Here is a 19,858-nt window from a genome sequence, read left to right on the forward strand (position 1 = left end):
TGGCCGCGATGAGCGATAACAACGACAGCAAGACGCTGCGCACGGTCGAAGGCCGTGTCGTCAGCAACAAGATGGACAAGACGGTCACCGTGTTGGTGGAGCGCCTGGTCAAGCACGCCCTGTACGGCAAGTACATCAAGCGTTCGACCAAGCTGCACGCACACGACGCCGACAACACCTGCAACGAAGGTGATGTCGTGCGCGTGGCCGAGATTGCTCCGATGTCCAAGACCAAGAACTGGCGCGTGGTGGAAGTCATCACGCGTGCGGCTGAATAAGGAGATCTGAATCATGATCCAGATGCAGAGCTACCTCGACGCCGCGGACAACTCCGGTGCCAAGGAACTGATGTGCATCAAGGTGCTGGGTGGTTCCAAGCGCCGTTATGCCCACATCGGCGACATCATCAAGGTCACCGTGAAGGACGCAATCCCGCGCGGCAAAGTCAAGAAGGGTGAAGTGTATGACGCCGTCGTGGTGCGTACCCGCAAGGGTGTGCGTCGCGCCGACGGCTCGCTGATCCGTTTCGACGGCAACGCCGCGGTCCTGCTCAACAACAAGCAAGAGCCGATCGGCACCCGCATCTTCGGACCGGTGACCCGTGAACTTCGTTCCGAGAAGTTCATGAAGATCGTCTCGCTCGCTCCCGAAGTTCTGTGAGCGCCAGGAGATAATCATGGCTAACCGTATCAAGAAGGGCGACCAGGTCGTCGTCAACACCGGCAAGGACAAGGGCAAGCAGGGCGAAGTCGTCCGCGTCGACGGCGATCGTGTGATCGTCGCCAACGTGAACATCGTCAAGCGCCACACCAAGCCGAACCCGCAGGCAGGCGTTGCCGGCGGCGTGGTCGAGCGTGAAGCGTCGATCCATATCTCCAACGTGAATGTGCTGAACCCGGCTTCGGGCAAGGGCGAGCGCGTTGGCTTCAAGGTGCTGGAGGATGGACGCAAACTGCGTGTGTTCCGCTCCAGCGGTGAGGCGCTCGACGCCTGAGGAATGAGCTGATGAATTCCCGTCTCGAAAAGTTTTACAAGGAAGAAGTGGTGCCGGCGCTGATGAAGCAGTTCGGCTACACCAATCCGATGCAGGTTCCGAAGCTGGTCAAGGTCACCCTGAACATGGGTGTCGGCGAAGCAGCCACGAACAAGAAGATCCTGGAAAATGCCGTCGCCGATATGGCCAAGGTCTCCGGTCAGAAGCCGATCGTGACCAAGTCCCGCGTCTCGGTGGCATCGTTCAAGATCCGCGATGGTTGGCCGATCGGCTGCAAGACCACGCTGCGTCGTGAAAAGATGTACGAGTTCATGGACCGTCTGATCAACATCTCGTTGCCGCGCGTGCGCGACTTCCGTGGTGTCTCGGGTCGTTCCTTCGACGGTCGCGGCAACTTCAACATGGGTGTGAAGGAACAGATCATCTTCCCGGAAATCGACTTCGACGCTGTCGACGCGATCCGCGGCATGGATATCGCCATCACCACCACCGCCAAGACCGATGCGGAAGCGAAGGCGCTGCTCGCAGCGTTCAAGTTCCCGTTCCGTAACTGATACGTCGAGGAATCCGAAATGGCAAAGACCTCCATGGTCAACCGCGACCTCAAGCGTGCGAAGCTGGCCGTCAAGTACGCCGGCAAGCGTGAAGAGCTGAAGAAGATCATCTCCAGCACGACCGCGTCGTACGACGAAAAGGCCGAGGCCGTCATCAAGCTGCAGAAGCTGCCGCGCGACTCGTCGCCGAGCCGTCACCGCAACCGTTGCGAGCTCTCGGGCCGCCCGCGTGGCGTGTACAGCAAGTTCGGCCTGGGCCGTAACAAGCTGCGTGAAGCCACCATGCGTGGCGACGTGCCGGGCCTGCGCAAGGCCAGCTGGTAAGGGATTCGTCCCTTCCACTGCCGCGCGCCTTCACGGCACGGGGCAGGGGAGAGGGGTCGGTTTTCCGGCCCTGATCCCGGATTAAGGGAGCCCGACGCAAGTCGGGCTCTTTTTGCCGTATACTCCCGCGTCTTGCTCCGTCACGGGGGCTGGCGTAGAGCGGGCCGTTGGTCCGCTGAACAGGCAACAAGGGCCCTGGCCCATCCCAGGTAGACACAAGATTTTCGCGAAAGCGGATATCGGTGCACTCAAAGGTATCGACTATGAGCATGACTGATCCCATCGCCGATCTGCTGGTACGCATCAAGAATGCGGCCGCGGTTGGCAAGCAGACGGTGAAAGCACCGTCGTCCAAGATCAAGGTGGCAATCGCAGAGGTGTTGAAGGCCGAAGGCTACATCACCGATCTGCGCGTGACCAAGATCGAGAACAACAAGGCCGAGCTTGAAATCGTCCTGAAGTATTTCGAAGGCAAGCCGGTCATCGAGACCCTGAAGCGCTTCTCGCGTTCGGGTCTGCGCCAGTACCGTGGCAAGTCCGAGCTGCCGAAGGTCCTCAACGGCCTGGGTATCTCCATCATCTCCACCTCCAAAGGCATCATGACTGATGCGCAGGCGCGCCAGTTGGGCGTCGGCGGCGAAGTCCTGTGCTTCGTGGCCTAAGGCGAGAAGGAAACAACTATGTCCCGCGTAGCCAAGAAGCCAGTCAACCTGCCCAAGGGCGTTGAACTGAACATCCAGCCGGAATCCGTCAGCGTGAAGGGCCCGAAGGGCACCCTGTCGCTTACCAAGGTTGCTGGCGTTGAAATCACTGTCGACAACGGCGTTGCCACCCTGGCCGCCAACGATGCCTCGCTGGTCGCCCTCACCGGCACCGTGCGCGCCATCCTGGCCAACATGGTCCACGGCGTGACCGAAGGCTTCGAGCGCAAGCTCGAGCTGGTCGGCGTCGGTTACCGTGCCGCCATGCAGGGCAAGGACCTGAACCTGTCGCTCGGGTTCTCGCATCCGGTCCTGTTCGTGGCGCCGGAAGGCATCACCATTTCGACCCCGACCCAGACCGAAGTGCTGGTCCAGGGCACCGACAAGCAGCGCGTTGGCGAAGTTGCCGCCAAGATCCGTGGCTTCCGTCCGCCGGAGCCCTACAAGGGCAAGGGTGTGAAGTACGCCGGCGAAGTCATCATTCGTAAGGAAGCCAAGAAGGCGTAACTCACGCCCTCAGCTTTCAAGGAAAAAGATCATGAACAAGAACATCGCTCGTCTGCGTCGTGCCAAGTCGACCCGTGCCCACATCCGTGTGCTCGGCGTGCCGCGTCTGTCGGTGCTGCGCACCGGCCAGCACCTGTACGCCCAGGTCTTCACCGCCGACGGCTCCAAGGTGCTGGCAGCTGCCAACACCACCCAGGCCGACGTCAAGGAAGGCCTGAAGAACGGCAAGAACAGCGACGCCGCCGCCAAGGTTGGCAAGCTGGTCGCCGAGCGCGCCAAGGCTGCGGGCATCGAGAAGGTCGCTTTCGACCGCTCGGGCTACCGCTACCACGGCCGCATCAAGGCACTGGCTGATGCAGCCCGCGAAGGCGGCCTGCAGTTCTAAGGGATAAGGAAGCGGGGCTGGTCCCCGCTTCCGCCTGCCTGCCGGCGCGGGTTGCGCCGGGCGACGTCCTTCTTCTGCAGGGGCGCTCGAATCACCGCTCCATCTCACAGCTATAAGCGGCCCTGAGCCGTACATACTCAATCAATCAAGGAATCAACATGGCAGAAGAACGTCAGCAGCGGGGTCGCGATCGCGATCGCCGCGAAGAGAAAGTCGACGACGGCATGATCGAAAAGCTGGTCGCGGTCAACCGCGTCAGCAAGACCGTCAAGGGCGGCCGCCAGTTCACCTTCACCGCACTGACCGTGGTCGGTGACGGCGCAGGCAAGGTCGGCTTCGGTTACGGCAAGGCGCGTGAAGTGCCGGTCGCGATCCAGAAGTCGATGGAACAGGCTCGCAAGAACCTGGCCACCGTCGATCTGAACAACGGCACCCTGTGGCACCCGGTGAAGTCCGGCCACGGCGCAGCCCGCGTGTTCATGATGCCGGCCTCCGAAGGTACCGGTGTGATTGCCGGTGGTGCCATGCGCGCCGTCCTGGAAGCCGTTGGCGTCAAGAACGTGCTGGCCAAGGCCGTCGGTTCGCGTAACCCGATCAACCTGGTCCGCGCCACGCTGAAGGGTCTGACCGAAATGCAGTCGCCGGTCCGCATCGCGGCCAAGCGCGGCAAGAAGGTGGAGGATCTCAACCATGGCTAATGAAACCGTCAAGACCGTCAAGGTCCGCCTGGTGGCTGGCCTGCGTGGCACCCAGTCGCGTCACCGCCTGTCGGTGCGTGCCCTGGGCCTGAACAAGCTCAACGATGTGCGTGAACTGAAGGACAGCCCGCAGGTTCGCGGCCTGATCAACAAGGTCCACTACCTCGTCAAGGTTGAGGAATAATCCAATGACCATGCATCTGAATGAATTGAGCCCGGCACCGGGCGCTCGTAAAGAGCGCACCCGCGTCGGTCGTGGTATCGGCTCCGGCCTGGGCAAGACCTGCGGCCGCGGCCACAAGGGTTCGTTCGCCCGTAAGGGTGGCGGCAAGATCAAGGCAGGCTTCGAAGGCGGCCAGACCCCCATGCAGCGTCGTCTGCCGAAGGTCGGTTTCCGTTCCAAGATCGCCAAGGACACCGCTGAAGTGCTGTCCTACCAGCTGGAACGCCTGGAAGCCGGCGAGATCGACTTTGCCGCGCTGCGCGCTGCCAAGCTGGTCCCGAGCACCGCCAAGCGTGCCAAGATCGTCATGAAGGGTGACCTGACCAAGGCCTTCACCCTGAAGGGCGTCGCTGCAACGGCCAGTGCCAAGGCCGCGATCGAAGCTGCCGGCGGCAGCGTACAGGAGTAAGACATGGCGCAAGCTGGCATTGGTAACCTCGGCGGCGGGCTCGGCAAGTTCACGGAACTCCGCCAGCGCCTGCTGTTCGTCATCGGGGCATTGATCGTCTATCGCATCGGCTGTTATGTGCCGGTGCCTGGCGTCAATCCCGATGCCATGCTTGCGCTCATGCAGGCGCAGGGCGGCGGCATCGTGGACATGTTCAACATGTTCTCGGGCGGCGCCCTGCACCGTTTCAGCATTTTCGCGCTGAACGTGATGCCGTACATCTCGGCATCCATCGTGATGCAGCTGGCGGTCCACATCTTCCCGGCATTGAAATCGATGCAGAAGGAAGGTGAATCGGGTCGTCGCAAGATCACCCAATATTCCCGCATCGGCGCCGTGTTGCTGGCGGTGGTGCAGGGCGGCAGCATTGCGCTGGCGCTGCAGAACCAGGTCTCCCCGGGCGGTGCCCCGGTCGTCTACGCACCGGGCATGGGCTTCGTGCTCACCGCCATCGTCGCGCTGACCGCCGGTACCATCTTCCTGATGTGGGTCGGTGAGCAGGTCACCGAGCGCGGCATCGGCAACGGTGTGTCGCTGATCATCTTCGCCGGCATCGTGGCCGGCCTGCCGGGCGCGGTCATCCACACCGTGGAAGCCTACCGCGACGGCAACATGAGCTTCATCGCCCTGCTGCTGATCGTGCTGGTGGTGCTGGCCTTCACCTACTTCGTGGTGTTCGTCGAGCGCGGCCAACGCCGCATCACGGTGAACTACGCACGTCGCCAGGGCGGCCGCAACGCGTACATGAACCAGACCTCGTTCCTGCCGCTGAAGCTGAACATGGCGGGCGTGATCCCGGCCATCTTCGCCTCGAGCATCCTGGCGTTCCCGACGACGCTGGCGATGTGGTCCGGCCAGGCCAGCTCGGCCACGTGGCTGCAGAAGGTCGCCAACGCCCTCGGGCCGGGCGAGCCGCTGCACATGATCGTGTTCGCTGCGCTGATCAGTGGCTTTGCGTTCTTCTACACCGCGCTGGTGTTCAACTCGCAGGAAACCGCCGACAACCTGAAGAAGTCGGGCGCGCTGATTCCGGGCATCCGTCCGGGCAAGGCCACCGCCGACTACGTGGATGCCGTGCTGACCCGCCTGACGGCTGCCGGTTCGCTGTACCTGGTGATTGTCTGCCTGCTGCCGGAAATCCTGCGCACCCAGCTGGGCGCCTCGTTCTACTTCGGCGGCACCTCGCTGCTGATCGTGGTGGTGGTGGTGATGGACTTCATCGCCCAGATCCAGGCGCACCTGATGTCGCACCAGTATGAGAGCCTGTTGAAGAAGGCCAACCTGAAGGGCGGCAACCGCGGCGGTTTTGCCCGCGGCTGATTGACCTGTTACACTAGTCTTCTTGTTGTGAAGGCCCTCCGGTTCCCGGACTGGCCTTCCAAATCGAAGGGCGGCCCCTGCAGCGGTTTCGGGTGGGGGTGTGATGTGGTGGTCCCGCGCGGGAGTAGCGCGGGCGGCGGCGAGGGCAACCTCTGCAGTCAACGACATCCGGCGCCGGAGCATGGGCACACTCCCCACGCCGGGTCCATGGAACCTCAAGGTTCCACGGGCTTCCCAGTAAACCGAGACCTTGATAGAATCGCTAGTTCACTTTTTTGATCCATCCTGCCGGATTGGCGCGCCCATGGTGCGCTGTCGGCCATCACTCAGCTGGAGAACCGCGTCATGGCGCGTATTGCAGGCGTCAACCTGCCAGCCCAGAAGCACGTCTGGGTCGGGTTGCAAAGCATTTACGGCATCGGCCGTACCCGTTCGAAGAAGGTCTGCGACGCCGCAGGCGTGACCTCGACCACCAAGATCCGCGATCTGTCGGAGCCGGAAATCGAGCGTCTGCGTCTCGAAGTCGGCAAGTACATCGTGGAAGGCGATCTGCGCCGTGAAATCGGTATCGCGATCAAGCGCCTGATGGACCTGGGCTGCTACCGCGGTCTGCGTCACCGTCGCGGTCTGCCGCTTCGTGGCCAGCGCACCCGTACCAACGCCCGCACCCGCAAGGGCCCGCGCAAGGCGATCAGGAAGTAAGGGACCTAAGAAATGGCTAAGCCCGTCGCTAAGACCAAGAAGAAGATCAAGCGCGTCGTCACTGACGGCGTCGCCCACGTCCATGCTTCTTTCAACAACACCATCGTGACCATCACCGACCGTCAGGGCAACGCTCTGTCGTGGGCGACCTCCGGTGGCGCTGGCTTCCGCGGTTCGCGTAAGTCCACCCCGTTCGCTGCCCAGGTGGCTGCCGAGAAGGCCGGCCGTGCCGCGCTCGACTACGGCGTCAAGTCCCTGGAAGTCCGCATCAAGGGCCCGGGTCCGGGTCGTGAGTCGGCCGTGCGCTCGCTGAACAACGTGGGCTACAAGATCACCAACATCATCGACGTGACGCCAATCCCGCACAACGGGTGCCGTCCGCCGAAGAAGCGTCGCGTCTAAAGGAGCGATAAGAAATGGCTCGTTATATCGGTCCTACCTGTAAGCTCGCCCGCCGCGAAGGCGCCGACCTTTCCCTCAAGAGCCCGGCCCGTGCGCTGGACTCCAAGTGCAAGCTGGAGCAGAAGCCCGGCCAGCACGGCGCCACTGCCCGTAAGGGCAAGCTGTCCGACTACGCTACCCAGCTGCGCGAAAAGCAGAAGGTCAAGCGTATCTACGGTCTGCTGGAGCGTCAGTTCCGCAACTACTACAAGAAGGCCTCGACCAAGAAGGGCAACACCGGCGAGAACCTGCTGCAGTTGCTGGAAACCCGTCTGGACAACGTCGTCTATCGCATGGGCTTCGCTGTGACCCGTCCGGCTGCCCGTCAGCTGGTCTCGCACCGCGGCGTCACCGTGAACGGCAAGTCGGTCAACCTGGCTTCGTACCAGGTCAAGGCTGGCGACGCCGTCGCTCTGTCCGAGAAGGCTGCCAAGCAGCTGCGCGTTCAGGAAGCCCTGACCGTGTCTGCCACGCATGACCTGCGTCCGTCGTGGGTTGAAGTTGATTCCGGCAAGTTCGCCGGCATCTTCAAGGCCGTGCCGGATCGTTCGGACCTGCCTGCGGATATCAACGAAGCGCTGATCGTCGAGTTGTATTCGAAGTAATTCACATTGGAGAACCTCCGGGTCACACCGGAGGTTCGCAGGAGAACCCGCAACATGACGGTTACCGCCAACCAGGTTCTGCGTCCTCGCGGTCCGCAGATCGAACGCCTTACCGATACCCGCGCCAAGGTCGTCATCGAACCCTTGGAGCGTGGTTACGGGCATACGCTGGGCAACGCCCTGCGTCGCGTGCTGCTGTCGTCCATCCCGGGCTTCGCCATCACGGAAGTCGAAATCGATGGCGTACTGCACGAGTACACCACGCTCGAAGGCTTGCAGGAGGACGTGCTGGAAGTCCTGCTCAACCTGAAGGACGTGGCCATCCGCATGCATACCGGTGACAACGCTACGTTGTCGCTGTCCAAGCAGGGTCCGGGTGTCGTGACCGCTGCTGATATCAAGCTGGACCACAACGTCGAAGTCCTCAACAACGACCATATCATTTGCCACCTGACCAAGGACACGGCAATCAATATGCGTCTGAAGATCGAGCGTGGTTTCGGCTACCAGCCGGCGGCCGCGCGTCGTCGTCCGGATGAAGAGACCCGTGCCATCGGCCGTCTGGTCCTGGACGCCTCGTTCTCGCCGGTCCGTCGCGTCGCCTATTCGGTGGAAGCGGCCCGCGTTGAACAGCGTACCGATCTGGACAAGCTGGTGCTGGACATCGAAACCAACGGCACGATCGATGCCGAGGAAGCCGTGCGCACTGCCGCCGACATCCTCAGCGATCAGCTGTCGGTCTTCGGTGACTTCACCCACCGCGACCGCGGTGCGGCCAAGCCGGCCAACAATGGCGTGGATCCGGTGCTGCTGCGCCCGATCGACGACCTGGAACTGACCGTGCGTTCGGCCAACTGCCTCAAGGCAGAGAGCATCTATTACATCGGCGATCTGATCCAGAAGACCGAAGTGGAGCTGCTCAAGACCCCGAACCTCGGCAAGAAGTCGCTGACCGAGATCAAGGAAGTCCTCGCACAGCGCGGCCTTTCGCTCGGCATGAAGCTGGAGAACTGGCCGCCGGCCGGTGTCGCCCAGCACGGCATGCTCGGCTGATCCAGCGCTACGCAAGATGCTTTACCCCGCACCTTCGGGTGCGGGGGCTTCACCGGCAACACCCCGCACCGACAGGTCGATAGCCTGCGGTGACGGCCAGCCAGGACGGCTGGCACCGGACCATCCGCAGTCCAAGCAGCAACGCCAGGATGGCGACAGCGATACCCAACCGATCCAACATTCACTTCAGGAATCACCGTCATGCGTCATATGAAGTCCGGTCGCAAGTTCAACCGCACCAGCGCCCATCGCGAAGCAATGTTCAAGAACATGGCCGCGTCGCTGTTCAAGCACGAGCTGATCAAGACCACCCTGCCCAAGGCCAAGGAACTGCGCCGCGTTGCCGAGCCGCTGATCACCCTGGCCAAGGTCGACTCCGTCGCCAACCGTCGTCTGGCGTTCGCTCGCCTGCGCGACAACGAAGCCGTCGGCAATCTGTTCACCACCCTGGGCCCGCGTTACGCGAACCGTCCGGGCGGTTACCTGCGTCTGCTGAAGTGCGGTTTCCGCGCTGGCGACAATGCGCCGATGGCCTATGTTGAGCTGGTCGATCGTCCGGCTGCTGTGGCTGAAGCCGTCGAAGAGTAATCTTCGAGCTGTACCTGTTATTCGGTGAAGAACCCGGCCTTGTGCCGGGTTTTTCCGTTTCTGCGGGGTTGATAAGGGCCAAGGCCACGGCCAAGGCCACGGCCAAGGCCAAGGCCACGGCCACGGCCACGGCCACGGCAAGAGCATGGCGCTGCGGGCGAGGGTGGGGCGTCGGCGCGGGTGGGTTGGCGGGACACGCCGTAAATCCGTCCATGGAGGCTCATGTCGCGCCATCCATGGCGCTCATGGTCCCGACAACCCACCCGCGCCAACGCCTGCACACATGGTCGGTGCGCATGGGGTAAAGCGGGGGCTGTGCGCGGCGTAGGTAGAGCCGGCCGTTGGGCGGCTGCGTGGCGGCTGGTCGCGGCCCTGTTAATCTTGGCGCCTGGACTTTCACGAGTGTTGGCAATGAATCCATTGCGTTGGAGTTTCCGCGCCCAGTTCCTGTTGGGGTTTCTGGTCTGCGCGGCACTGTTGGGGTATGCGATCTTCCTGCAGTTGAAGATGGGGCTGGAGCCGTGTCCGTTGTGCATTTTCCAGCGGATTGCGTTCGCGGCGCTGGGGCTGTTGTTCCTGATCGGGGCGCTGCATGGTCCGCGGGATCCGGCCGGGCGGAAGACGTATGGGGTGCTGGCCTTCATCGCGGCGGCGGTGGGTATCGGCATTGCCGGTCGCCACGTGTATGTGCAGCTGCTGCCGCAGGACATGGGCTCGAGCTGTGGGCCGCCGCTGAGTTTCCTCAGTGAGACGATGGGGCCGTTCGAGGTGTTCCGCACCGTGCTGACCGGTACCGGCAACTGCGGCAACATCGATTGGCAGTTCCTGGGCCTGACGATGCCGATGTGGAGCCTGGTGTGGTTCGCGGCCTTGGCGGTGTGGGCGCTGGTGACGGCGTTCCGGGCGCGTCGTCGCCACTGAGGCCGGTTTCACGTCAGCTACCCGACCTGGCGCGCGTCTGGCGGCCAGGCCGGGTGCTGCGATCAGGCAGGGATGCTCCTGAGCTGATCAGACGGCAGGGCTTCCTCGCTCAGGTCAGAAGTCCTGCTGCAGGCTGAGGTAGGCGCCGCGGCGGGGACCCCACTGCGGGGCGAAGACGCCGATGCCGCCGCCGTCGCGCAGTTGGTAGCTGCGATCCAGGGCGTTGACCAGCGCGAGCTGTGCGTGCAGCGGGTGGCCGCTATCGGCGTTGAAGTCGTGGCCGGCGCTGAGGTTGAGCTGCAGGTAGGCCGGGAGTTCGCCGCCGTTGGGGATGCCGTCGGCATCCGAGCGCAGGCCGCTTCCGAAGACGTAGTCGGCGCCAAGACGGTTGTGGCCGGCGAAGGCGTAGCTAATACCGCCGGACGAGGTCAGTTTCTGATCGTGGTCCAGATGGATCCAGTTGTTCTGGACGTAGGCCAGTGCCTCGGGATCGAGGTTGTACTGGCCGGTGATGACCTGCTTGCCCATGGCCTTGTTGTAGGCCGCGTTGACGTAGGCGCTGAGCGGGCCATTGCTGTAGTCGGCGCTGAATTCCAACCCGTGGATATGCCCGTAGCGATAGTTGAAGGTCGAGTAGATGTAGGCGGCGCCGAACTGGCCTTCGTCCTGCAGCCGGTCGACCTTGCGGTCATAGGCGTCCAGGCCCAGGGTGAGGTGATCGCCGATCTGCTGGGAGACGCCGATGTCGAAGTAATCGCTGCGCTCGGACAGCGGGATCGTGCTGCCGCCGGCCGGTTGCTGGTTGGTGGTGCCCTCATAGAGGGCGATGTCGCTGCTGGCCACCAGTTCGCTGGCCGGCGGGGTGAAGTAGCGCGAGTAGCCGGCGTGCACGGTGGTGCTGTCGCTGGCGTTCCAGACCACGCCCAGGCGCGGGCTGAGCTGGCCCTCGGTGCCACCGAAGGCCTTGTAGCGGTCGCCGCGCAGGCCGTAGTTGATCGTCCAGTCGTCGCCCAGGCGCCATTCGTCCTGCAGGTAGACAGCCGTGGTGGTGGCGTTGAAGGCGTTGGCGTCGAGGATGCGCAGCGGCGTCGTGCTGGCCTGCTGGCCGTCGGCATCGACCGGGAAGACCCAGGTGTCGCTGCCGGCGCGGGCGCGCTCGGCGTTGACGTACAGGCCATAGCGTAGCGTGTGGTTCTCACCCAGCGGCGTGGAGAAATCGGCCTGCACGCTGTTGGCGCGATTGCTGCGCTCCACCTGCGAGGCCACGCCGTTGAAGATGAGGTCGCCGGCGAGGTCCGGGTCGAAGGACAGGTCGCTGTAGCGCTGGCCGGCCGAGACCTGGTAGGCGGTGTCGCCCACTGTTCCCTGCAGCACCAGCATGCCGAAGCGGGTGGTCTCGCGCTGGTTTTCGTCCAGCGCGGCCGAGTCGGCGTTCACCGTATCCAGGTAGCCGAACTGCGGGCTCTGGCCGGGGTTGACCGGAATCTGGAAGCGGTTGTTGGAGAAGCCGGCGAACAGGCTCAGGCGGGTGGCGTCATTGACCAGGTAGGTCAGGTCGGCGAACGCCTTGCCCTGGTGGGTGTCATCGTGGTCCGGCCGGCGCGAGGCGGTGGGATTTTCCATGCCGACCTGGTCCTGGTCGTAGTTGCCGGTCAGGTACCAGCTCCAGCGGCCCTGGCTGCCCCACCACGAGGCGTTGGGGTTGACCTTGCCGTAGGAGCCGGCGGTGAGGCCGGCGCTGCCGCCATTGCCCAGCTCGGCACCGCTGCGGGTGGTGATGTCGACCACGGCGGCGGTGCGCTCGCCAAACTGTGCCGGCAGGGCGCCATCCATCAGGCGGAGGCTCTTGATCGCGCGGGCGTCCAGGGTCTGGCCGAAGCCGGAGATCGATTCGGGCAGCAGGACGCCGTTGAGGCGGTACTGGAGGTTGGCGTGGTCGCCGCGCACGTGCACGCCGCCGTACGAGTCCTGGACCACGCCCGGTGCCTGCAGCAGCACCTGGTTCAACGGGGTGGAGGCACCCAGCGGCAGGTTCTGGATGTCTTCGGCGGTGATCTGGTACTGGCTGCTGCCGATATCCGGCGACAGGGCGTTGCGCGCCTGGTCGAGCTGGGCGCTGACGGTGACGGCATCCAGATCGGTCACGGCGGGGGTGGTGTTGGCAGGGGCGGCGGCGAGGGCGGGCAGGCCGGTCAAGGCCAGGGAAACAGCAATACCGGTAGCAAGCAGGGAGGGCTTCATGAGGATGGCTTGGCTGGGCAAAGGGGGAGGGGGCCGGCCTGGCAAGTGTTACTCCGTAACAAATCATGCGCCTGTCCGCGGCCGCTGGACCATGCGCGATCTGGCCGATCGCCGCGCCCGTTGACCGGTGTTCAGCCACGCAGGCCGGCCCAGCCCTTTGCGGCGGCGGCGCGCTCTGCGACCATGACCGGCCCCACACCCCGGAAGTCCGTGATGAGCCTGTCCGCCCCCCCGTAGCCGATCCCGCCGCGACCGCCGTCGACGCTGCCTGGTCGCCGGAGAGCTGGCGTGGCAAGCCGGCGCTGCAGATGCCGACCTACCCGGACCCGCTGGCGCTGGATGCCTCGCTGCACGAGCTCAAGCGGCTGCCGCCGCTGGTGACCTCCTGGGAGATCCTGGCGCTCAAGCAGCAGCTGGCCGATGCCCAGGAAGGCAAGCGCTTCCTGCTGCAGGGCGGTGACTGCGCGGAGAACTTCAGCGACTGCGAATCCACCACCATCTCCAACCGGCTCAAGGTGCTGCTGCAGATGAGCCTGGTGCTGGTACACGGCATGCGCAAGCCGGTGATCCGGGTCGGGCGTTTCGCCGGGCAGTACGCCAAGCCGCGCTCGGCCGATACCGAAACCCGCGACGGCGTGACCCTGCCCAGCTACCGCGGCGACGTGATCAATGCGCCGGAATTCACCGAAGCTGCCCGTCTGCCGGACCCGCGCCGGATGCTGCAGGCGCATGCGCATTCGGCGATGACGATGAACTTCGTGCGGGCGCTGATCGATGGCGGCTTCGCCGATCTGCACCACCCCGAGTACTGGAACCTGGAGTGGGTGCGGCATTCGCCGCTGGCCACCGATTACCAGAAGATGGTGTCCTCGATCGGCGACGCGGTGCGCTTCATGGAAACGCTGTCCGGCACGCAGGTGTACAACCTCAACCGGATCGACTTCTACACCTCGCACGAAGCGCTGCTGCTGCCCTACGAGCAGGCGCTGACCCGGCAGGTGCCGCGCCAGCAGGGTTGGTTGAACCTGAGCACGCACTACCCGTGGATCGGCATGCGCACCGCGGCGCTGGATGGCGCGCACGTGGAATACCTGCGTGGCGTGCGCAATCCGATCGCGATCAAGGTCGGCCCGTCGGTGCAGCCGGACCAGCTGCTGCGCCTGATCGATGTGCTCAACCCCGATGACGAACCGGGCCGCCTGAGCTTCATCCACCGGATGGGCGCGGCTCAGATCGCGCAGAAGCTGCCGCCGCTGTTGAATGCGGTCAAGCGCGATGGCCGGCGCGTGCTGTGGGTGTGCGATGCGATGCATGGCAATACCGAGAGCACCAGCAATGGCTACAAGACGCGCCGTTTCGACAACGTGCGTGGCGAGGTCGAGATGTCCTTCGATCTGCATGCCGCGGCCGGCACGCGGTTGGGCGGCGTGCACCTGGAGCTGACCGGGGAGGACGTGACCGAATGCACCGGCGGCGCCCGCGAGCTGACCGAACGCGACCTGGAGCGTGCCTACCGCTCCTCCGTCGATCCGCGCCTGAACTACGAGCAGTCGCTGGAGATCGCGATGGCGATCGTGCGCAAGCAGGCGCATTACGCCGACTGACCCGGGGGCGTGTCCTCGACACGCACCTTACATTCGTCTGATACCCCGGTCATGGTGGTACCGGTATCCTGTGGACTTCCTTGCGAAGAACACAGGAGCGTGCAGTGACCGTGGACTGGCAGCAGGCAGCGCTGTATCTATGGCCGATCTCGATCGCACTGGTGATCGGGATCACGGGCTGGTGGTTGCTGATGGCGTTGACGCGGCGCTTGAAAAACCGCGATTACCGCCGCGCCCGCATCGCGCGCGTGATCAGCCGGCCGCTGGCGTTCGCGCTGCCGCTGCTGCTGCTGATTCCCGCGCTGGAAGCCACGCCGCTGCACGGGCGTTGGCTGGACCAGTCACTGCGCCTGCTGCATATCGGCCTGACCGGCTGCTTCATCTGGCTGCTGGTGCGCGCGGTCGCTGCCGGCGAGCAGGCGATCCTGCGCGACCACCCGATGGAGGTGGCCGACAATCTCGAAGCGCGTCGCATCCAGACCCAGACCCGCGTGCTGAGCCGCGTGCTGATGGGCGCGATCATCCTGGTCGGCGTCTCGCTGATCCTGCTGACCTTCCCGATGGTGCGCCAGATCGGCACCGCGCTGCTGGCCTCGGCCGGCATCATCGGCCTGGTCGCCGGTATCGCGGCCAAGCCGGTGTTCGGCAACCTGATCGCCGGCCTGCAGATCGCCTTGACCCAGCCGATCCGGCTGGACGATGTGGTGATCGTGGAAGGTGAGTGGGGCCGGGTGGAGGAGATCAACAGCAGCTACGTGGTGGTGCGGATCTGGGATGCGCGGCGGATGGTGGTGCCCCTGACGTGGTTCATCGAGCACCCGTTCCAGAACTGGACACGGCGCAGTGCGGACCTGCTCGGCACTGCCTTCCTGTGGCTGGATTACACCGCGCCGATCCCGGCGATCCGCGCTGAACTGGAGCGGATCTGCAAAGGCGAGGCACTGTGGGACGGCCAGGTCTGCGTAACCCAGGTGACCGAAACCAGCGAGCACACCCTGCAGGTGCGCCTGCTGGTGAGCGCGCGCAACTCCGGCGATGCATTCGATCTGCGCTGCATCGTGCGCGAGCGGATGCTCGATTTCCTGGCGCGCGAGCATCCGCAGGCGCTGCCGCGCACCCGTGCCGAGCTCAACCAGGAAGTGACGCCCACGCGCCGGCCGCGCTCGCAGCCGGCCGAGGATGTGCGTTCGCCCGGGGCCGAGGATGGTGAGCCGGCGATCCTGCCGGACCCCGGCGATGCATCCCGGTAGTGCCGGCCGCCGGCCGGCAAACGCATGGACCCTGTGCCGGGCGTACGTTATCGGGTAGGTACCGACCGTTGCTCGGTACACGCCCGTCAGGGCGCGACGCCGTTCGTCAGCAGACTGTCGGTCTGGAAGCGTGGTGGGCGGCGCGCCCGCGTGCGCTGCTCGTAGGCGTAGCCCAGTTCGATCAGGCGCGGTTCGCTCCACGCGGTGCCCATGAACAGCAGGCCCAGCGGCAGGCCATTCACGTGCGCCATCGGAACGGTCAGGCTCGGGTAGCCGGCCACGGCGGCAGCGCTGTAGCTCTCGCCCGGGAAGTCATCGCCACTGCCCGGCCGGATCGGCCAGGCCACGCCGGTGGTCGGGGCCACCAGCGCATCCAGTTTCTGCTCGCGCAGCACCGCATCGATGCCCTCGGGGCCGGCCAGGCGGCGTGCGTCACTGCGTGCGCGGATGTACGCCGGGGTGCCCGGCCCGCCCATGGTGGCGGCGGTTTCCATCAGGTCCTGGTCGAACAGCGCCAGCTCCTTGCCCGCGTGCTGCCGGTTCCAGGCGATCACGTCCTCCAGGCTGCGCACCGGGGCCTGGTAGGTGGTGAAGTAGCGCTGCAGCCCCGCCTTGAACTCGTGCATCAGCACGATGCGTTCGGCGTCCTGCCACTGGCCCTGGGTCGGCAGCTGCACCGGTACCACGGTGGCGCCGGCGTCGCGCAGCACGGCCACGGCATGCTGCAGGGCCGGGGCGATGCCTGGCTTCTGCATCAGGTCGCCATACAGCACGCCGACCCGCGCGCCGCGCAGGCCATCGGCGTTCAGGCGGGAGGTGTAGTCGTAGACCGCGCGCCCGGGCATGGTCGCGGTGGCCGGGTCGGCCTCGTCGCGGCCGGCCATGGCGGTCAGCAGGGCCGCCGCATCGGCGACGCTGCGCGCCATCGGGCCGGCGGTGTCCTGGCTGAAGGAGATAGGGAGGATGCCTTCGCGGCTGACCAGGCCGACGGTCGGTTTCAGCCCGACCACGCCGTTGACGGCGGCCGGGCAGACGATGCTGCCATCGGTTTCCGTGCCGATCGCCGCCACCGCCAGATTGGCCGACACCGCCACCGCACTGCCGCTGCTGGAGCCGCAGGGGCTGTGGCTGAGTCGATACGGGTTGCGGGTCTGTCCGCCACGCGCGCTCCAGCCAGAGACCGATTGGCTGGAGCGGAAGTTGGCCCATTCGCTCAGGTTGGTCTTGCCCAGGATCAGCGCGCCGGCCGCGCGCAGCCGCTTGACCAGGAACGCATCGTCGGGGCGGAAGCCTTCCAGTGCGAGCGAGCCGGCAGTGGTACTCATGGGGCTGGCGCCGATGTTGTCCTTGAGCAGCACCGGGATGCCGTGCAGCGGGCCGCGGAGCTGGCCCCGGCGGCGCTCGGCGTCCAGTTGGGCGGCCTCGCGCAGTGCGTCCGGATTGAGCTCGATGACCGCGCGCAGGCGCGGGCCGGCGCGGTCGAGGCGGGCGATGCGGTCCAGGTAGGCGCGGGCCAGGGTGACGCTGTCCAGCTCGCCGCTGGCCATGCGCGCCTGCAGATCGGCGATGTCGGCTTCGGCGTAGGCGAAGGGAATCGGCGCGCTGGTGGGCGGTGCCGCGGCAGGCGACTCACGGGCGTGCAGGGGCGCCGGGCCCGGGCTGCAGCCGGCCAGTGCGATGAGCATCAGTGATGTCAGTGTCAGGCGCATGCCTGTCCCCCCGAACCGGCCGACAGGCTAACCAGCACGGACGGCGCTTGGCAACTCAAGCCGCGTTGGCGGCCTTGCCATGGCGTTTGCGGATATCGCGGGCGAGCACGCCGACCACGATCAGATTGATCACCAGCACCGACCACGAGGCCCAGCCCGGGTGACGGAGAATGGCGTAGATATCGAACGGCAGGTAGATGCCGGCGGTGACGCAGCCCAGCCAGGAGGCCCAGGCTTTGGCGCGCCAGAGGCCCCAGGCCTCGAAAAGGTGCAGGACGCCATAGGCGACCATCGCAGCAGCCGCCAGATGCACGGCATCGGGGCTGATCATGTTGAGCAACGAGGGCAGGGTGCCGTGATCCGGGTCCAGGCTGAACCGGCGGATCAGGGCATTGACCGCATCGCGCAGGGGCTGCGGGCCGAGCATTTCCAGCCCGGTCGCAGCCAACAGCGCCAAGACCGCCTTGCTGGCTTCCAGCAAGGCGATCAGGTGAAGCCCCGGATGCTTGTGAGGATCCGGGTTGTAGGGCTTGTCGGTCACGACAGGGTCCTATCAGCCGCCGCGCGATGCCTTCTTGCGGTCGCTTTCGGTCAGGCCCTTCTTGCGCAGGCGGATTTCCTTCGGGGTGATCTCGACCAGCTCGTCGTCTTCGATGAAGTCCAGGGCCTGCTCCAGCGAGTACTTGATCGCCGGGGTCAGCTGGATCGCATCGTCCTTGCCCGAAGCGCGCATGTTGGTCAGCGGCTTGGTCTTGATGGCGTTGACGGTCAGGTCGTTGTCCTTGGAGTGGATGCCGACCAGCTGGCCTTCATACACGTTGTCGCCTTCAGCAGCGAACAGCTTGCCGCGTTCCTGCAGCGGCCCCAGGGAGTACGCCGGGGTGGCACCCGGAGCGTTGGCGATCATCACGCCGTTCTGGCGCTTGGCGATGGCGCCCTGTTCCTTCGGACCGTAATGGTCGAACACGTGGAACAGCAGGCCCGAACCCTGGGTCAGGGTCTTGAATTCGTTCTGGAAACCGATCAGGCCACGGGCCGGGATCTGGTATTCCAGGCGCACGCGGCCCTTGCCGTCCGGCTCCATGTTCTTCAGCTGGCCCTTGCGGGTGCCCAGCTTTTCCATCACGCCGCCCTGGTGCTGCTCTTCGATGTCCACCACCAGCTGCTCGATCGGCTCCATGGCCTGGCCGTCGATCTGCTTGATGATCACTTCCGGGCGCGACACGGCCAGCTCGTAGCCTTCACGACGCATGTTCTCGATCAGCACCGACAGGTGCAGTTCGCCACGGCCGGAGACCAGGAACTTGTCGGCGTCTTCCAGCTGTTCCACCTTCAGGGCCACGTTGTGGACCTGTTCGCGGTCCAGGCGGTCCTTGATCTGGCGGCTGGTCAGGAACTTGCCACCGGACAGGTCCTTGTTGCCGGCGAACGGCGAGTTGTTGACCTGGAAGGTCATCGAGATCGTCGGCTCATCGACGGTCAGTGCCGGCAGCGCTTCCGGGGTATCCGGGTGGCACAGGGTGTCGGAGATGGTCAGCTCCGGGATGCCCGAGATGGCGATGATGTCACCGGCCTCGGCGGTATCCTGCTCGATGCGCTCCAGGCCCAGGAAGCCCAGCACCTGCGCGACCTTGCCGTTGCGCTTCTTGCCTTCGCGATCGATGACCGCGACCTGCATGTTCTTCTTCAGGGTGCCGCGCTGCACGCGACCGATGCCGATCACGCCCACGAAGTTGTTGTAGTCCAGCTGGCTGATGCGCATCTGGAAGGGACCTTCCGGGTCCACTTCCGGCTTCGGCGCGTGCTGCATGATCGCTTCGTACAGCGGGGTCATGTCGCCGTCGCGCACGGTGTCTTCCAGGCCGGCGTAGCCGTTCAGGGCCGAGGCGTAGACGATCGGGAAGTCCAGCTGCTCATTGGTGGCGCCGAGCTTGTCGAACAGGTCGAAGACCTGGTCGATCACCCAATCCGGACGCGAGCCCGGACGGTCGACCTTGTTGACCACGACGATCGGCTTGAAGCCCATCGCGAAGGCCTTCTGGGTCACGAAGCGGGTCTGCGGCATCGGGCCGTCCATCGCATCGACGAGGATCAGCACGGTGTCGACCATCGACAGCACGCGCTCCACTTCGCCGCCGAAGTCGGCGTGTCCCGGGGTGTCGACGATGTTGATCCGGTTCTTGATGCCGGTCTTCTTGTCTTCCCAGGTGATGGCCGTGTTCTTGGCCAGGATGGTGATGCCGCGTTCCTTTTCCTGGTCATTGCTGTCCATCACGCGCTCGGCGAGCACGGTGCGCTCGGAGAGGGTGCCGGACTGCTTGAGCAGCTGGTCGACGAGGGTGGTCTTACCGTGGTCGACGTGGGCGACGATGGCGATGTTGCGAAGATTTTCGATAGACATGCGAAAGGGGGCCAGTCGGCGCCGGATTTGGAAAAAGAAGTCCAACATTATACGGCCAAGATGACCAATCGCGAAAAGTGCCTCGCAAGCCTTGCCGGACGGGCATTCAGGTAGCGCCGGCCGCTGGCCGGCGACCCCATGAACCCCGGCAGGTTTTGCCTGGCTGCTGGCCAACGGCCGGCACGGCCG

Annotated in this window: 23 protein-coding genes and 1 pseudogene; 20 read left to right on the forward strand and 4 right to left on the reverse strand. The window is 64.9% G+C overall.

Going from position 1 to position 19,858, the window contains the following annotated elements:
- Positions 1-8: 8 nt before the first annotated feature.
- The 18 genes from rpsQ to BIZ42_RS13165 all read left to right on the forward strand — a co-directional run bounded on the left by rpsQ (position 9) and on the right by BIZ42_RS13165 (position 10,464).
- A complete protein-coding gene (rpsQ, locus tag BIZ42_RS13080; protein WP_019186152.1) occupies positions 9-278 on the forward strand; it encodes a 30S ribosomal protein S17 in 270 nt (89 codons plus the stop codon).
- A gap of 13 nt (positions 279-291) precedes the next feature.
- Positions 292-660, forward strand: a complete 369-nt coding sequence (gene rplN, locus BIZ42_RS13085) for a 50S ribosomal protein L14 (protein ID WP_019186153.1) — start codon at positions 292-294, stop codon at positions 658-660.
- Between the two features lie 16 nt (positions 661-676).
- Entirely contained in the window at positions 677-994 is a 318-nt protein-coding gene (gene rplX, locus BIZ42_RS13090) for a 50S ribosomal protein L24 (protein ID WP_017355416.1), read from the forward strand.
- Between the two features lie 11 nt (positions 995-1,005).
- Entirely contained in the window at positions 1,006-1,548 is a 543-nt protein-coding gene (rplE, locus tag BIZ42_RS13095; protein WP_019186154.1) for a 50S ribosomal protein L5, read from the forward strand.
- A gap of 18 nt (positions 1,549-1,566) precedes the next feature.
- Entirely contained in the window at positions 1,567-1,872 is a 306-nt protein-coding gene (rpsN, locus tag BIZ42_RS13100; protein ID WP_019186155.1) for a 30S ribosomal protein S14, read from the forward strand.
- 263 nt (positions 1,873-2,135) lie between these two features.
- Complete coding sequence (gene rpsH / locus BIZ42_RS13105) at positions 2,136-2,534, forward strand: 30S ribosomal protein S8 (protein ID WP_019186156.1); 399 nt, start codon at positions 2,136-2,138, stop codon at positions 2,532-2,534.
- A gap of 18 nt (positions 2,535-2,552) precedes the next feature.
- Positions 2,553-3,080 (forward strand): 50S ribosomal protein L6, encoded by a 528-nt coding sequence (rplF, locus tag BIZ42_RS13110; RefSeq protein WP_070426689.1) that lies wholly within the window; start codon positions 2,553-2,555, stop codon positions 3,078-3,080.
- 31 nt (positions 3,081-3,111) lie between these two features.
- Positions 3,112-3,465 (forward strand): 50S ribosomal protein L18, encoded by a 354-nt coding sequence (gene rplR, locus BIZ42_RS13115; RefSeq protein ID WP_019186158.1) that lies wholly within the window; start codon positions 3,112-3,114, stop codon positions 3,463-3,465.
- 158 nt (positions 3,466-3,623) lie between these two features.
- Positions 3,624-4,163 (forward strand): 30S ribosomal protein S5, encoded by a 540-nt coding sequence (rpsE, locus tag BIZ42_RS13120; protein ID WP_019186159.1) that lies wholly within the window; start codon positions 3,624-3,626, stop codon positions 4,161-4,163.
- Positions 4,156-4,347 carry a 50S ribosomal protein L30 gene (gene rpmD, locus BIZ42_RS13125; RefSeq protein ID WP_019186160.1) on the forward strand — a complete coding sequence of 64 codons (192 nt, stop codon included), beginning with the start codon at positions 4,156-4,158 and terminating at the stop codon, positions 4,345-4,347. The genes rpsE and rpmD overlap by 8 nt, the downstream gene beginning before the upstream one ends.
- Positions 4,348-4,351: 4 nt before the next feature.
- The gene (rplO, locus tag BIZ42_RS13130; protein WP_019186161.1) at positions 4,352-4,795 is read left to right on the forward strand and encodes a 50S ribosomal protein L15; all 444 of its coding nucleotides are present in this window, start codon (positions 4,352-4,354) and stop codon (positions 4,793-4,795) included.
- A gap of 3 nt (positions 4,796-4,798) precedes the next feature.
- On the forward strand, positions 4,799-6,154 hold the full coding sequence (secY, locus tag BIZ42_RS13135) for a preprotein translocase subunit SecY (protein ID WP_019186162.1): 1,356 nt from the start codon (positions 4,799-4,801) through the stop codon (positions 6,152-6,154).
- A 345-nt stretch (positions 6,155-6,499) separates the two neighbouring features.
- Positions 6,500-6,856, forward strand: coding sequence for a 30S ribosomal protein S13 (rpsM, locus tag BIZ42_RS13140; RefSeq protein ID WP_019186163.1), 357 nt, complete (start codon positions 6,500-6,502; stop codon positions 6,854-6,856).
- Positions 6,857-6,868: 12 nt separating this feature from the next.
- Complete coding sequence (gene rpsK / locus BIZ42_RS13145; RefSeq protein WP_017355427.1) at positions 6,869-7,258, forward strand: 30S ribosomal protein S11; 390 nt, start codon at positions 6,869-6,871, stop codon at positions 7,256-7,258.
- Positions 7,259-7,272: 14 nt separating this feature from the next.
- On the forward strand, positions 7,273-7,902 hold the full coding sequence (gene rpsD, locus BIZ42_RS13150) for a 30S ribosomal protein S4 (protein WP_019186164.1): 630 nt from the start codon (positions 7,273-7,275) through the stop codon (positions 7,900-7,902).
- A gap of 54 nt (positions 7,903-7,956) precedes the next feature.
- Positions 7,957-8,955, forward strand: a complete 999-nt coding sequence (rpoA, locus tag BIZ42_RS13155) for a DNA-directed RNA polymerase subunit alpha (protein ID WP_019186165.1) — start codon at positions 7,957-7,959, stop codon at positions 8,953-8,955.
- Positions 8,956-9,156: 201 nt separating this feature from the next.
- Positions 9,157-9,543, forward strand: a complete 387-nt coding sequence (gene rplQ / locus BIZ42_RS13160; protein ID WP_019186166.1) for a 50S ribosomal protein L17 — start codon at positions 9,157-9,159, stop codon at positions 9,541-9,543.
- Between the two features lie 411 nt (positions 9,544-9,954).
- Positions 9,955-10,464 carry a disulfide bond formation protein B gene (locus BIZ42_RS13165; RefSeq protein ID WP_070426690.1) on the forward strand — a complete coding sequence of 170 codons (510 nt, stop codon included), beginning with the start codon at positions 9,955-9,957 and terminating at the stop codon, positions 10,462-10,464.
- 114 nt (positions 10,465-10,578) lie between these two features.
- On the opposite strand, the gene BIZ42_RS13170 is transcribed toward BIZ42_RS13165, so the two are convergent.
- On the reverse strand, positions 10,579-12,705 hold the full coding sequence (locus tag BIZ42_RS13170) for a TonB-dependent receptor (protein WP_070426691.1): 2,127 nt from the start codon (positions 12,703-12,705) through the stop codon (positions 10,579-10,581).
- A 263-nt stretch (positions 12,706-12,968) separates the two neighbouring features.
- Here BIZ42_RS13170 and BIZ42_RS13175 point away from each other — a divergent pair.
- Together BIZ42_RS13175 and BIZ42_RS13180 are read left to right on the forward strand one after the other, a co-directional pair.
- Positions 12,969-14,309: pseudogene (locus tag BIZ42_RS13175) on the forward strand (3-deoxy-7-phosphoheptulonate synthase class II); the annotation flags it as partial.
- Between the two features lie 110 nt (positions 14,310-14,419).
- Positions 14,420-15,559, forward strand: coding sequence for a mechanosensitive ion channel domain-containing protein (locus BIZ42_RS13180; RefSeq protein WP_046272405.1), 1,140 nt, complete (start codon positions 14,420-14,422; stop codon positions 15,557-15,559).
- Between the two features lie 86 nt (positions 15,560-15,645).
- On the opposite strand, the gene BIZ42_RS13185 is transcribed toward BIZ42_RS13180, so the two are convergent.
- The 3 genes from BIZ42_RS13185 to typA are packed head-to-tail and all read right to left on the reverse strand — an operon-like array spanning position 15,646 to position 19,669.
- Complete coding sequence (locus BIZ42_RS13185) at positions 15,646-17,268, reverse strand: amidase (RefSeq protein WP_070426692.1); 1,623 nt, start codon at positions 17,266-17,268, stop codon at positions 15,646-15,648.
- 55 nt (positions 17,269-17,323) lie between these two features.
- A complete protein-coding gene (locus BIZ42_RS13190; RefSeq protein WP_019186172.1) occupies positions 17,324-17,809 on the reverse strand; it encodes a DUF2127 domain-containing protein in 486 nt (161 codons plus the stop codon).
- Positions 17,810-17,821: 12 nt separating this feature from the next.
- On the reverse strand, positions 17,822-19,669 hold the full coding sequence (gene typA / locus BIZ42_RS13195) for a translational GTPase TypA (RefSeq protein ID WP_070426693.1): 1,848 nt from the start codon (positions 19,667-19,669) through the stop codon (positions 17,822-17,824).
- Between the last annotated feature and the right edge of the window lie 189 nt (positions 19,670-19,858).

The organism is Stenotrophomonas sp. LM091 (assembly GCF_001806305.1).
Lineage (GTDB): Bacteria > Pseudomonadota > Gammaproteobacteria > Xanthomonadales > Xanthomonadaceae > Stenotrophomonas > Stenotrophomonas bentonitica_A.